Genomic DNA, 14,734 nt, shown 5'->3' with positions numbered 1-14,734 from the left:
TATATGTAATAAAGATATATAAAAAATCAATTCAAAAAACGCATAACTAAATGAAATCACAGCTTAACTCAACCAAGTATTTAGATAACTCAAGCCTATTTTATATCTTTAGACAAAGCTTTTAGTTTAGATGTAAACAAAACACAAACTATTATGAAAACACAAGTATTTACCCAGAATCAGTCCCTTAAAACCTTTGGTTTTATTGCTGCAATGTTAGCCTTGTTTGCATTCCATCCAATTTACGGACAGACTAAATCCCCATCAACTGAAGTGTCCGCCAAGGAACGTAGCGTCAGTGGCATTGTATATGACGCAAATGGTCCTTTAGCCAATGTCAACGTCATACAAAAAGGTACGCGACATGGCACAGTTACTAATGACAAAGGTGAATTTAAGTTTCCTGTAAAATTAAAATCAGGTGATGTCTTGGTCTTTAGCTATTTAGGATATGAAAAGCAAGATGTATACATCACAGACGATACGTCTTTCATTGAGATTACTTTAAAGGACGTCAATGTTGAGATGATTGGTGCTTTAGATTCGAATACTCCTTATAAATCGAAACGTAAAAAGAACTAAATGAATACTGTTTGGTCGAGTGTGGTAGATATATCTCTCATTGTAACTTATTGACCGCACTCAACTAAATAGTTATTATTTTCCATTTGAAACTTCTCCCTTTCATAGTACTACTTTTATTTTCAGGTCAACTGATAGCCCAAATTTCGGATTTTGAGGATATTAGTTTTAAAAAAGCTGATAGTATTGCGCATTCCCATAAGGGTGAAGATTTAGCCAATCTCCCAGAACTTTCATATAAGCTCACTTCAAATTTAGATACTGATGTAGAACGCTTTAGATCCATTTACCGATGGGTTTGTGCCAATATAAAAAATGACTATAGTTCATATCTCAAAAACAATCACAGGCGACAACGTTTCAAAAATGATAGCCTAAAGTTTAATGCCTGGAACACGAAGTTTAGACAACAACTATTTACCAAATTACTGAAGAAAAAACGTACCATTTGTACTGGCTATGCCTACTTGGTGAAAGCTTTGTCGGATTTGGCCAATATAGAATGTGACATTGTTCAAGGTTATGGACGTGTAAGCACAACAAATGTGGAACGGCTTACAATACCGAACCATTCATGGAATGTGGTAAAATTAAATAACAAATGGTATCTCTGCGACCCAACCTGGGCAAGCGGTATTCCAAATCCAGAGACCAATCGATTTACGTTTCAATACAACGATGGTTTTTTCTTGACGAATCCTAAATTATTTGCGGTGAATCACTTTCCTATTGAAAGTAAATGGTGGTTATTAAAAGGCGACCTACCTACATTTGACGATTTTTTGAATGCTCCAGTCCTTTATGGCAAAGCCTATAGTAATCTCGAAACTCATGACGCGCCTAAACAAATGCATCATACATTGAAAATTAATGAGAACATCGTCTTTCTATATAAACTGAAAACGCATATTAAAAAAGAAGATGTGGAGTTGCTTATTGATAATGGTTCAACCCGTCGCAAAATAAAGCCCAAATCCGTTTTGGTTAATAATAACCAGCTGACTTTAGAACATCAATTTGATAGTTCAGGACATTATGATGTACACTTGTATTTAAAAGACGACTTAATTTGCACCTACGTAATACAGGTCAACAACTAATATAATTAAGCCAATTTTCTGAAATCATTGACGACAGTATTAGTTAAGTTCTTAACGATAATTTTCTTAAATAAATCTATATCATATGGCTTCACAATAATATCGTTCATACCACTTTGGAATATACGATGTTTTTGTTCTTCAATCTCAACTGCAGTAAGGGCGATAATTGGCAGCACTTCATTAAATTCCCTTATTTCTTTTGTAGCTTCAATTCCATTTTTAACAGGCATATTTATATCCATTAACACTAAGTCGTAATCATTGGCTTTAACCATATCTACGGCTTCTTGACCATTTTGGGCTATTTCGCATTTTACTTGAGAATTCTCCAGAATTTTTCTTGTTACCGTTTGATTAATTCTATTATCCTCAACAACGAGTATATATTTTTTGGCTAGTTGGTTTGTATTTGAAAAAGACGTCTCTATATGTTCGTTTTCATTTAACGACACTACATCCAGGGATAGAATAAATTTAAAGGTACTTCCTTCTCCCAACTCACTCTCTACACTAATTGAGCTACCTGCTTGTTCCAATAATTTACTAACGATAGATAGTCCTAGACCCGTTCCTTGATAAGTATTAGTTAAAGCATCTAATTGTGTAAACTCATCAAAAATATTTTTGAGTTTTGACTTTTCTATACCATGACCTGTATCTTGAATAATAAACTCGAGCTTAACATCATTGTCGTGAAGTTCAATTACATTAACAAACACATTAATATCTCCATCCTCGGTAAACTTACATGCGTTACCAATTAAATTCATTAATATTTGAGATAATCTAACAGAATTACCTTTGAGTAATCTTGGCAATTTATCGCTGATATTTACATCTATATTGTTGTTATGTTGTAACCTAATATATTCAAACGACGATATTATAGTACTTATCTGTTCTCTTAAATCAAATGGCGCTTCTTCTTTAGTAAAACTATCATTTTCAATCTTATTAAACTGCAATAAATCATTAATTAGGGCTAATAAATAGTTTGCCGAAAACTTGAGAGACTTTAAATCTTTCTCATGCTTTTTGAGATCCTTATTTTCCATTAAAATACTACTAAGACCTATAACCCCATATAGTGGTGTTCTTAGCTCGTGACTTACAGTTGCAAAAAATTTTGCTTTAGCTTGTGTGAGTTGATCACTTTCTTCTTTCGCTTTTAAGTATTGCTTATTCTTTACCCGTAAATCACTAACTAACAGTTTTCGTCTTTTGTAAGCGTGATAAAGTATAGCTAAAATCACCATAAGGAAAACAACAATACCTGCTATAAGTAACAAAAGAATATTTTTTCTCTCTGCCTGTTCTACTAATAATTTCTTTTCGAGTTCTTTAGATTTAATCTGATCTTTAAAACGTTCAACATTGAGCTTAGCACTTACGGACTCGATTATGCTTTTTGCTTCATCCTCGTCCTTTTTCTTTTGATAAAATTCTAACTTCTTGCTAATTTCAAAAATACCTTGATAGTCTTTCTTCATTTCCAGGGCCTCCTTATATCCGGTATACCCTTCAATTAAAGCCTCCGTAAATTCGGTATTTTCGCAAATATCTATGGTTTCTTGAAAGTTTTTGATTGCTTCGTTTGGCTTGTCTAAAAGAAGTAACATTCTCCCCTTATTGTGAAGATGGCTAGCTTTGTAATGAGGAGGGTTTCCAATGAGATTAAGGTATTTTTCTGTTTCCTTTACGTGGTAAGCACTACGCTCAGGGTTTTTAGTCTCATTGAATGCTCTAGACAAGTTATGGTGCAAGATAAATAACCTCGTAGTGTCTTTCAAGCGCTTTGCAATTTCAACGCACTCTAGATATATTTTTACGGTTCTATTCTTATAACCTTCGGTATAATAATAGATATTAGCCAAATTACCTTTAGATTTTAAAATAATAGAACTATCATTAGTATCCTGTGCTTCTCTTAACGACTTTAAGAATAGTTTTTTAGCACTTACAGTATCTTTAATACGAATTAAAGTATTCCCAATAACAGATCTCGCATCATGAATATGCTGCTTGTTATTACTTTTTCTAGCCAAAGCAAGACCTTTTTCAGCATAAATCAAGATTGGTGCGTAATTGGATTTATAGTGTTCTTGTGTCATCCAATCCAACATAGCCTCTACATGAGAAGTGATCTCTGTGCTGGTAGAGTCTGTTGATATTTTAGGTAAAACTTCTTGTATAACACTTAGAGGGCTCGCATCGCTATCAAAATCTACACTTTCCTCTTGACAAAAGGCGTATAAGTTGAATAAACTAGCTAGTACAACTAGAGTTTTGGTTAGGAGTTTCATGTTAAGCCTAAATGATTTGGGATCGTAATATATATATTATTTACGAAAAAACAACAACTTAACGAATTAATATGCTTTTTAACGGTGTTTTAATTCAAGAGAAACGAGTCTAGTTAGAATTTCAAAAATCTAACTATAGCATTTTTAAGGTATTGATTTCTTGGATAGTTAAATGCTTCCAATGTCCTCGAGGAATATCTTTTTTAGTAAGATGACCTATAGCGACACAGTCTATTTTTACCAAATCATACTTAAGTGTTTCAAAAATGGTTCGTAATATGGTATTACCTGTATTCTTGATTTTTACACCAACTTTATTTTTGGACTCTCCTTCGATATAACTTATTTCTTCTACAGCGACTAACTTTCCATCGATTTTAAAGCCTTCTTGAATTTTTTTCAGGTCCTCAAACTTTAAATTCTTATCTAGTTCGACTTGAAATACCCGTGCCACACCATTTTTAGAATTCGTAAACTTCTGTACGACCTCATCGTCGTTAGTAAAGAGAAGAAGTCCAAGGGAATTTCTACCAAGGCGTCCAATGGGCTTTATATTGGCGCTTGTGGCATTGGCAACCAAATCCATTACGGTTCTGCCTTTGCCCTCTGCTGTAGTTGTAGCAAAGCCTTTTGGCTTATTAAGTAAAACATAAACCTTAGCTTCTGGAGTAATACGTTGACCATCAAAGCGCACCTCATCCGTACGCTTTACTTTATAACCCATTTCTGTAATCACTTTGCCATTTACTGTTACTAAGCCAATAGCTATATTCTCATCGGCTTCGCGACGAGAGCACATGCCCGAATTAGCAATGTACTTATTTAGACGAATCTCATCTGGATTAGATGGTTTCTTTGGTTGGGATCTCTTTTTAAAGGGAGCATTTCCTCTAGCAAAACCTTTTGATTTGCCTTTAGCATTTCCCACTCCTGAAGTTTTTCCTTTTCCTTTGCTATCTTGATTTCTGCTCATGACCAAATTTTTTGCAAAGGTATAAGAATAGTTTACATTAACTACTTAATTTCCACTGTAGTTTGCCGTTCTCTATTTACAATAAGCTTTGTAACATCTGGTCTCGAGTAATGACCAACTGGATCAAAATTTTGACGCTCTTCCAACACACGATTAAAGTCAATCTCTTGAATAATTAGACCGGCTTTATTAATTACGGGTTCTATAATCCATTCACCATCAGGTCCTGCAATACAACTGCCTCCATTTGCTAATGTTTCTGGAGCATTTTTTAGAATAGCTTCTAGATGTGGTGTATGATTTGGGAAATCTGACTTAAACATTAAACTTGATACGGAAACAACAAAAGAACGTGATTCCCTTGCTATAAATCGTGTTATATCTTTGGTATTATGATCACTTCCTGGCCAAACGGCGATATGTAGATTTTCACCTTGACCATATAAGGCTGTCCTAGGTAGAGGCATCCAATTCTCCCAACAATTCAAACCTCCAACGGTAAATGCCTTTAGCGGGTGCACTTGCAATCCATTGCCATCACCAGGTGCCCAAGTTAAACGCTCATCATAGGTTGGCTGTAATTTTCTATGTACTGATTGTATCTCACCTTTTTCATTAATATAAACCAACGATGCATAAATACTATGGCCTCCTCTATCCGTAGGTCGTTCCATAATACCTAAATAGGTCGCTATGCCATGTGTCTTTGCCAATTCACATACCGCCTTCAATTCTCCTTTTTCAATACAAATCGAATTATTGACATAATGTGCATGTAACTCCTTGTTCACATCAGTATTCCATTCCGCGCCTCCTGTTAGTGCCAACCAAAATGGATAACCAGGTAAAAGAGCTTCACCAAAAACGATAAGTTCACAATCATTCTTGGCTGCATCAATAATTGCATTTTCAATTTTCTGTAGTGTAGCTTTTTTATCCAACCAGACTGGTGAGATTTGAGCCATAGCAATTTTTAGAGTTGTATTCATTTATATACGGTTTAAAACGACTGATACATCAATTAGTAAAATGGAAAACACACCAGCCACAATAATAAACTTAAGAATATTATGGAGCATTAAATAATGTGTTTTCTTATTTGATTTCCAAAGTATGAGTAGGAAAACAATCAATAACATTACACTTAAGTAAAAGAAATAATACATGTGTCCAATTTTAAAGAACAAAATCAAAACTACAGCTGCCATTATAGTTAAAAGGACTAGTATTGTAAGCATTGTTTTAGACACTTTTTCACCATAAACCACAGGAACGGTTCTGTAATTCAAAGCTAAATCTCCTTTGATATTCTCGAGGTCCTTTGTGAGTTCTCGCATGGACACCAATAAAAACAAGAAAATAGCATGTGCAAATATGACAAGCTCAAAATTTTGATAATAAATGAAGATGGCGAAAAATGGTGTTACCGTGAGTATAGCCGACACTATATTGCCTGTCATCGGCTGTTTCTTTAGGCGATGCGAGTACAACCAAATGGCGAAAATGTAAAGCGCAAAGAAAATGACCGCCTTGAAAGAGACATAACTTGCAAAAACAACAGCCAAAAAATTTAAGACAAAATAAAAAGATAACTTGGTGTTTTGGCTTACCAATCGATCCAACATGGTCTTCCTGGGCTTGTTGATTAAATCTTTTTCGGAATCGTAAAAATTATTGATAATATATCCAGCAGCAATTGTAGCTGAAGAAGCCAATACAAGCATTAGTAAATTAACATCGAACAGTACCGACTTAATCGTCTTGTCTGGTGCAAAAATATAAATAGCTGCTAAGTATTGGGCAATGACTACAACGAGGATATTATAACCACGCACAACAGAAAACAGACTGAAAAATTTTAGTAGGATATGTTTCTGCCGTCTAGAAAGCATGAGTAAGTTGAATTAATCCTTGGATTTGATCGATCTAATCCCTAACCATACGAAGACTATTAAACAGATAAATGCAAAAAAAAAGAGAATTATAAATATTGGGCTAACTTCAATTAAATCCATTTCCCAGATATCCTAAAAGTTATATACTACTTCTAATTTCTGATCTTTTAAAGCTTCTTTAGCTTTTTCAATATTTTTAGTAAACCCTAAAATATAACCACCACCACCAGAGCCACAAAGCTTGAGATAATAATCGTTAGTTTCAATACCCTTTTTCCATAATTCATGGAACTGTTTGGGTATCATAGGTTTAAAGTTGTTCAACACTACTTTAGACAACTGTTTGGTATTTTTAAATAGGGACTTAATGTCACCTTTAAGGAAATCATCAACACAAGCATCCGTATGCTTTATAAATTGATCTTTTAACATACTACGGAAACCTTCATTCTTCATGTTTTCCATGAAAATGCTAACCATTGGAGCAGTTTCTCCAACAATACCACTATCTAATAGAAATACGGCTCCTTTTCCTTCTGTTTTTTGAGATGGAATACCAGTGGCTTCAATGTTATCTTTAGAGTTAATAAGTATTGGAAGGCTTAAGTAACTGTTTAAAGGATCTAAACCTGAAGACTTACCATGAAAAAACGATTCCATAGCAGAAAAGATAGCTTTAAGCTTTAATAACTTTTCACGTGTTAGATTTTCTAAAACTGTAATCTTATCGGATGCGTACTTATCATAAATAGCCGCAACCAATGCACCACTACTACCAACACCATAACCTTGGGGAATGGAAGAGTCGAAGTACATACCTGCATCGACATCATTCTGTAAGGTCTTAACATCAAACGATACTAATTCTTTATCCAAGCCCTCTAGATACGCAACAAAACGCTTTAGACTAGCATTAGACGACAGGGCTTCTTCTGTTGGATTTTCATCCACTTTTAAAGCACCATTGTAAAAATTATATGGAATAGATAAACCTTTAGAGTCTTTGATGATTCCGTATTCACCAAAAAGCAAGATTTTTGAGTAAAAAAGGGGTCCTTTCATGTTGTATTAAGCGATTTCCTTTAACAAATATACGGATTATAATCCTATTTGGTTTGCCCTCAGCCCTTAAGCCCTCGTTAATGTTTTATTAATTGTGCCCCTTTGCCAATGGAATCCGAAATGAAATGATCATTTTGACAATGGCTTACCAAATCATTTTTAATAAACTGTAAAATAATATCTTTCTCCATTTCAGGATACAATACATGAACGTTGGCACCTGCATCTAGTGTAAAACAAATATTAGAATTGGTATCTTCCCTGAACTTCCAGATTTTATTTATGATTTCCAAGGTGTTGGGCTTCATCAAGATAAAATATGGCATACTCGTCATCATCATGGCATGAAGTGTTAAGGCCTCACTTTCTACGATTTTGATAAATGCTTTGAAATCGCCTGAAGCTAAAATAGCTTTTAGGTCTGCAATATTATCATGGGCTTGAGCAAAGCGTTCTTTTGCAAATGGATGGCCAAACATTAATTTATGCCCAACCGTGCTACTCACTTGCTTTTCTCCTTTATCAACCAGAAGAATAGTGTCTTGGTAATTCTTAAAATTGGAATGTACTTCGCCATCATATTTTATTCCAAATAAATCCGAACTTTCTGTGCTTTTGTTTTGCCCCCAAACCACAAGTTCTCCCTCTATACTTCTGCATGCACTACCTGAGCCTAGTCGTGCTAAAAATGATGCTTTTTTATTGAAGTAATCGTCAGCATAATCAACGCCTAGATCTTCTTCAATACTCAATAAACATAACGCTAATGCACTCATACCAGACGCTGATGACGCAATGCCCGAACTGTGTGGAAATGTATTTGAGGTCTCTATTTTAAAATGGTAATCCCTTAAAAAGGGCATATAGGTTTCAATACGCTCAAAAAAGGTTTGAATTTTTGGTTTGAAAGCCTCGTTTAACTTGTCTTCAAAAAACACATCAAAGCTTAAAGCATTATCTTCTTTTTTAGTGTAAGTAACTTCGGTTATTGTTTTACAGTTTGAAAGCGTAAAACTTATTGATGGATTTTCTGGAATTTGGTTTTCCTTTTTTCCCCAGTATTTTACTAAAGCGATATTACTTGGTGCCGACCACTTTACTGAGCCACTCTTAATATTTGAATTATATGATTTGAGTATAAAATCTTGTTCTGTCATTAAAATAAAATTCTTTACAAAAATAAGGAATTATGACGGGCATTTTAATCTTTTTAAGACAGCTCAAGTAATTTTACCATCGTTTTATAATTCCTTGAAGTTGCACTAACTTTTAATTTTCGTTCAAAGTAATTTAGATTAAACTTGGCGTTACCATAACCCTTGGCACAATAGAAATATAAACAGTCATTTATAATTTCATATTCTTCATTTTCATAGGTTTTTGCATAGGCTTCCTTAACCAAATTGGCATTTGGAATTTCCGATAGAATAGCAAAATAGCTATTGACTTTATTCTCTTCTGGAAATGGGCAATTATCAAGTATTGTTTTCAACTGCACTTTAGCTCTAACTAAAACAGAAACCTCGAAACCAAAATGGTCTAAAATTGCTTTTTTAATATGATTCTCTAGTACTTTGAGATCATTACTCTGATATTGAAAAATCACATTACCGCTTTGTATATAGGTTTTCACATTTTCTAACCCAGATTTAGTCAACAATTCCCTAAGCTCTGTCATTGGTACTTTTTTATGACCGCCAACATTGATTCCTCTCAAAAGCGCAACATGTGTTTTCATAATTATGAATAACCGAAAAATACTATTAACCACCTAAATATTGGTATTTTATCTAAAAAATATGCGCTTAATCGGCAAAAATTAGTATGTTTAGCCATTATACTCAAAATATGCGTTTCCCCAAATCTCATATTGTTGTCATATTCCTGCTATTTTCGTTCTCAAACGGTCTGTTTTTGAATGCTCAGGAATTACTAATTAAAGACAATAATGGTAGTTTTACTTGTACTTTTGATGATCATCGATTAGAGGAGTTAATCAAGAATGATAGCTTGTTTAAGGCTACTTCTTTGCTTAACGAAGCGCTTACTTTTGCCAAAAAATTCAAACTAAGATCAACAGAAGCTCAAACCTATAATGCTATTGGCGAGGTATCGGCCAAAATGTCTAGTTTTAAAAACGCCGAACTTTATCATAAAAAATCTTATAATCTCTACGATTCTATCAACTCAAGGAAAGGTAAAGATGCAGCACTTTCGAGTTTGCTTAAAACCTATTTATTAGAAAAAAACTATAAGAGATTTGATAGTTTGTATCCTATTGCACAGGAGCTGTCTTCAGAATTAAATAGTGAACTTTATTTTATTAATCTCGAAAATAAAATAAAGAAGAACTATTACGCTTATGAAAATAAGGAATTGTTAAGGGCTTCCAAAAATGCTTTAAAGTTGCTGGATACTGTCGATTTCTCTAAGCTAGTATTTTCTAAAATCCGTGACGAAGCTTTTTTTAAAAGTAGACTGCAACAGTCCTATTTTTATTACAAAACCATTGCTCATGTAAAACTAAACATTGGAAAAAAAGATAGATTCGATTTATTATTTAATCTCAGTGATGATGCTATTAAATTAGCTTTCAAGGAGGATCCTGACTTGTATAGAAAATTAGGGACTTATAACTTCTATAAATATCTTTATTACACCGAAGTAAATAAAAATTTAGATTCCGCTACTAAATATTTGCTTGCGGCAGATACCTATAAATATAATGCCGTAGTTACTTATGAGAAAAGGAACTCTAGAAACGGTGATATTATGTACAATATCATTAATACTCAAAATGAATTACGTCACGCCAATGATATACGTAAACAGGATGCCAAAGCCTCAAAAGTATTATTGATTACTTTGGTGCTAACTGCCATAATGCTTATTGCAACCTTAATAATATTCTTCTTTTACATAAGGGCAAAACGAAATATACAAGCAATAAATAAAGCTTTAAAACGATCAAACGCAAAACTACTCGCTATTGACAAGGATAGACTTGAGTTTTTCTCTATTGTAAGCCATGAATTACGCACACCTATTTATGGTATTACTGGACTTGCTACACTCGTGGACCAAGAGCCAAATAAAAGCAAACGTAAGTCTTATCTAAATTCATTGATTTCTTCCAGTAATTACCTATCGATTCTAATTGATAATATCCTACAAGTCAAAAAATTGCGTTTCGAAGAAAAAACGCTTCGTCTGAAACCGGATCAGATTCATAAAATTGTTCAAAATGTTGTAAGCACAGTAGAAATTGCAGCAAAAAACAAGGGATTAAAAATTCAAACCAATGTAGACGATTCTATTGCAAATGATTTCTTGATGATCGATAAGGTAGCCTTTAGCCAAATACTCATTAATCTTGCCTACAATGCCGTACGCTATACCAAAGAAGGTCATATAGGCATATCGGTTAAAGAAAATAAACGTACCGAAGACAGCTTGAGTTTAAGATTTGAAGTTGAAGACACAGGGATTGGAATCGATGAGATACATAGAGATGTGGTTTTCAATGCTTTTGAAAATAAAACCTTTTTGCATAAAAACAGTAGCGGTTCTGGTTTGGGTCTTTTTGTAGTCAAAACTTTGCTCAAATGTCACGATGCTGATATTGATTTTATATCCAAGCCAGGTTTAGGTACTAAATTTTTCTTCGAGATAACGTTTCAGCGAGCACTGTCACCCATTCAGACAAATACTCCAAAAATTGATTCCATAAAACATAGACACATATTAATTGTGGATGATAATAAGATCAATTTATTGATAAGCAAGAAAAATATTGAAAGGATTGAAGGCTACACTTGTGAAACCTTGTCCAATGGTAGAGAAGCTATTTCCATGATTAAAGAAAAAGCTTTTGATTTGGTTTTAATGGATATTAATATGCCGGACATGGATGGTTACGAAGCCACAAAACATATCAGAATGTTTAATCCACATATTCCTATTTTGGCACTTACGGCATTGAACTCTGCAGAAATAGCACTAAAGGCAAAATACGTTGGTATTAATCAAATTATTACAAAGCCTTATATTTTTGAGGACTTTAAAGCTGTGATACAACGCTATGCCAATAAAGAGCAGCATTACTTTAATTGTATTGACCTAGAAGCGATATAAGCACTAGTCCAAGCATTCTGAAAATTAAATCCTCCAGTAACAGCATCTACATTAATAACTTCTCCCGCAAAATATAAGTCGGGTATAAGTTTGCTTTCAAATGTTTTAAAGTTTATTTCTCTTAAATCCACACCTCCGGCCGTTACGAACTCTTCTTTAAATGTGCTTTTACCAGTAACCTTGAATATAGCTTTAGTTAATTGTTTTGACAGCGCATCAATTTGATTCTTATTGATATCTGCCCAACGATTGGTTTCGTCAATATTTGCATCTAAAACCAGTTGTTTCCAAAGTCGTTTAGGTAAATCAAATTGCGTATAGTTAACCACTAACTTTTTAGCTAAATCTAATTTTAAACTTTTAAGTGATGCTAAACAACTGTCTAAATCTTGACGAATAAAATTTACTTCTATATCAAAATGATAATTAAGTTTTGATAACTCAATGGCACCAAATGCAGATAATTTTAAAATCGCTGGTGCGCTCATTCCAACATGTGTGATCAATAAAGGCCCAGTTGAAATTAAATCCGTCCCTAAAACTTTTACCTCAACATCTTTTGCTACAACTCCTGGAATGTTTCGAATACGCTCATCCCTGATGTCGAAAGTAAAAAGTGATGGCACAGGTTCTACTATGGTATGCCCCAAATCTTCAAGGAGCTTCCAAATTTTAGTATTGCTACCAGTGGCTATAATTAATTGACCACATTGAAAATTCTCTTGAGACGTTTCTATTGAAAAACCATTATCCAAAACATCAATAGACTTTACCGAATGGTTGTATAGCACATCAACGCCATGTGTTTTAGCTTCATCTAAAAAGCAGTCAATAATAGTTTGTGATGAATTTGAAACTGGAAACATTCTACCGTCCTCTTCAATTTTCAATTCTACGCCACGTTCTTCAAACCAAGTGATCGTATCACCAGTCATAAAGCTATGAAAGGGGCCTAATAGTTCTTTTTCACCTCTTGGGTAATTTATGACTAATTCTGACGGAATAAATTCAGCATGTGTCACATTACAACGACCACCTCCAGATATTTTAACCTTTTGAAGTCCTGTTTTACCACGTTCTAAAATAGCTACGGACAAATCAGAATATTGCTCAGCAATATTAATAGCTGAGAAAAAACCAGCTGCACCACCACCAATAATTATTATATCCTTATGTTTACTCAAGTCTATATTTTAAGATGATTTTATAACTTATTGTTTGTTAATACCACTTCCAATTATTATTATATTTAAAGCAATAAAACTACAATGATATACTTTAAAAGACTAATATTTATTTTTATTATAACCACTTCTTGCCAATCCAATGGTCAACTAAATTTTGAAGGTGACGTTAATAATAGTTTAAAAGAGGCATCCGCTGCTGAAACCATTCCTCAGTCTGATTTAATTTGGACCATTCAAGATTCAGGAAATGATAGTGAACTATACGGACTTAATGAAAAGGGCGATATTTTAAAAAAAGTTGTGATTACTAATGCAAGCAACATTGATTGGGAAGATTTAACCTCAGACAAACTAGGCAATATTTATATAGGTGATTTCGGAAATAATAATGAAAAACGTAAAATCTTCAGAATATTAAAAATAAACTATGAAGATTTAAGCAAAGAGAACGCAGAGGCAGAAATCATAGAGTTTACATTACCCAAAAAACAGGATTCAAAAGACTTTGAGGCCTTCTTTTTATTCAAAGATTCGTTTTACATCATGAGTAAAGAATCAAAGAAATTTATTGTTTTAAAAGTACCCAATAAAATGGGTAAACACGAAGCCATGGTTCATTCCAAATACAATTTAGATGGAAAGGATAATAAGATTACTTCAGCAGATATAAGTGAAAATGGAAAGACTATTATTCTACTCAATCACGATAAACTTTGGAAAATAACCAACTTTAAAAGTGACGCTTTCTTTTCTGGTAGTACCACAGAGCTACCATTTGAACACAATTCTCAAAAAGAGGGTGTTTGCTTTAAAAATGATGCTGTTGCATATATCACTGATGAACGAAATGGTACAACAGGTGGCAACCTTTATAGCTTTAGTATTAATTAAGGCTTGATTAGCCTATTAGCTTATGCATTTTAACATAACTATAATTTATTTCACCTAAATGCCTATATTTTTGGTCATTGTCCTTTAGCTCTCCCCAATTAAAATTACGTTCAATAACTTCATCTTTATATTGATCTAACAAAGCTTCAGAAATAAGTAAATATTCATCTTCTTTGATATCATTCTTTAATAAACGATGTGCAACTATAACATCCTCTCCCATCAATTTAATGCGATTTCCAATTTGAACAGACTTAACATCATCACCAAAATGAAGAATAATTTTAAGACCTAATTTTGGAATGTTTCTTATTCCTTTTTCTTCACTATACTTTTGAGATAACACATCCAACTGCTTATAAAATTCATTGAAGAATAATTTACATTGAGTAATTAAATCCTTGAATGGTGGTAGCTTACCTTTTCTAAAAAAAAGTACTGCATCACCCTCAATTTCAGAGACCTTTAAATTAATCTCGTTTGAATAAATAATATTATTCAACAATGACGGAATAACTTTTGCACTTAACTCAATATTGGTCTCACTCATAAATTCGGTGAAACCACTAATATCAGGTATACATATTAAAGTTGGACTAGACAT

The 14,734-nt window shown here is 33.4% G+C and carries 13 protein-coding genes; 4 read left to right on the top strand and 9 right to left on the bottom strand.

Features of this window, described 5'->3' with window-relative positions:
• Window positions 1-153: 153 nt before the first annotated feature.
• Together H7F21_RS04580 and H7F21_RS04575 are read left to right on the top strand one after the other, a co-directional pair.
• Complete coding sequence (locus tag H7F21_RS04580; RefSeq protein ID WP_185788036.1) at window positions 154-582, top strand: carboxypeptidase-like regulatory domain-containing protein; 429 nt, start codon at window positions 154-156, stop codon at window positions 580-582.
• Window positions 583-668: 86 nt separating this feature from the next.
• Window positions 669-1,682, top strand: a complete 1,014-nt coding sequence (locus H7F21_RS04575) for a transglutaminase domain-containing protein (RefSeq protein WP_185788035.1) — start codon at window positions 669-671, stop codon at window positions 1,680-1,682.
• Between the two features lie 5 nt (window positions 1,683-1,687).
• Here H7F21_RS04575 and H7F21_RS04570 read toward each other — a convergent pair whose 3' ends face one another.
• From H7F21_RS04570 to H7F21_RS04540, 7 genes are all read right to left on the bottom strand, one after another.
• Window positions 1,688-3,988: a response regulator gene (locus tag H7F21_RS04570; protein ID WP_185788034.1), complete on the bottom strand. Its 2,301-nt coding sequence runs from the start codon at window positions 3,986-3,988 to the stop codon at window positions 1,688-1,690.
• A 133-nt stretch (window positions 3,989-4,121) separates the two neighbouring features.
• The gene (locus H7F21_RS04565) at window positions 4,122-4,961 is read right to left on the bottom strand and encodes a pseudouridine synthase (protein ID WP_185788033.1); all 840 of its coding nucleotides are present in this window, start codon (window positions 4,959-4,961) and stop codon (window positions 4,122-4,124) included.
• 41 nt (window positions 4,962-5,002) lie between these two features.
• Window positions 5,003-5,950, bottom strand: coding sequence for a carbon-nitrogen hydrolase family protein (locus H7F21_RS04560; RefSeq protein WP_185788032.1), 948 nt, complete (start codon window positions 5,948-5,950; stop codon window positions 5,003-5,005).
• Window positions 5,951-6,853 (bottom strand): geranylgeranylglycerol-phosphate geranylgeranyltransferase, encoded by a 903-nt coding sequence (locus H7F21_RS04555; protein WP_185788031.1) that lies wholly within the window; start codon window positions 6,851-6,853, stop codon window positions 5,951-5,953. It lies immediately after the preceding gene.
• 135 nt (window positions 6,854-6,988) lie between these two features.
• Complete coding sequence (locus H7F21_RS04550) at window positions 6,989-7,918, bottom strand: mevalonate kinase family protein (RefSeq protein WP_185788030.1); 930 nt, start codon at window positions 7,916-7,918, stop codon at window positions 6,989-6,991.
• Window positions 7,919-7,995: 77 nt separating this feature from the next.
• Window positions 7,996-9,075 (bottom strand): diphosphomevalonate decarboxylase, encoded by a 1,080-nt coding sequence (locus H7F21_RS04545; RefSeq protein WP_185788029.1) that lies wholly within the window; start codon window positions 9,073-9,075, stop codon window positions 7,996-7,998.
• A gap of 53 nt (window positions 9,076-9,128) precedes the next feature.
• Complete coding sequence (locus tag H7F21_RS04540; RefSeq protein ID WP_185788028.1) at window positions 9,129-9,656, bottom strand: DUF1697 domain-containing protein; 528 nt, start codon at window positions 9,654-9,656, stop codon at window positions 9,129-9,131.
• A 110-nt stretch (window positions 9,657-9,766) separates the two neighbouring features.
• On the opposite strand from H7F21_RS04540, the gene H7F21_RS04535 reads away from it, so the two are divergent.
• Window positions 9,767-12,052 (top strand): response regulator, encoded by a 2,286-nt coding sequence (locus tag H7F21_RS04535; protein ID WP_185788027.1) that lies wholly within the window; start codon window positions 9,767-9,769, stop codon window positions 12,050-12,052.
• Here H7F21_RS04535 and H7F21_RS04530 read toward each other — a convergent pair.
• A complete protein-coding gene (locus H7F21_RS04530; protein WP_185788026.1) occupies window positions 12,019-13,236 on the bottom strand; it encodes a BaiN/RdsA family NAD(P)/FAD-dependent oxidoreductase in 1,218 nt (405 codons plus the stop codon). The two genes, H7F21_RS04535 and H7F21_RS04530, sit on opposite strands and share 34 nt — an antisense overlap.
• A gap of 84 nt (window positions 13,237-13,320) precedes the next feature.
• On the opposite strand from H7F21_RS04530, the gene H7F21_RS04525 reads away from it, so the two are divergent.
• Window positions 13,321-14,130 carry a hypothetical protein gene (locus tag H7F21_RS04525; RefSeq protein WP_185788025.1) on the top strand — a complete coding sequence of 270 codons (810 nt, stop codon included), beginning with the start codon at window positions 13,321-13,323 and terminating at the stop codon, window positions 14,128-14,130.
• A 7-nt stretch (window positions 14,131-14,137) separates the two neighbouring features.
• Here H7F21_RS04525 and H7F21_RS04520 read toward each other — a convergent pair whose 3' ends face one another.
• Entirely contained in the window at window positions 14,138-14,734 is a 597-nt protein-coding gene (locus H7F21_RS04520; RefSeq protein ID WP_221892424.1) for a DUF2652 domain-containing protein, read from the bottom strand.

This window comes from Winogradskyella flava (assembly GCF_014243395.1).
Classification (GTDB): Bacteria; Bacteroidota; Bacteroidia; order Flavobacteriales; family Flavobacteriaceae; genus Winogradskyella; species Winogradskyella flava.
Note: the sequence above shows the minus strand (reverse complement) of the source record. Positions and strands in the feature narration are given on the sequence as shown.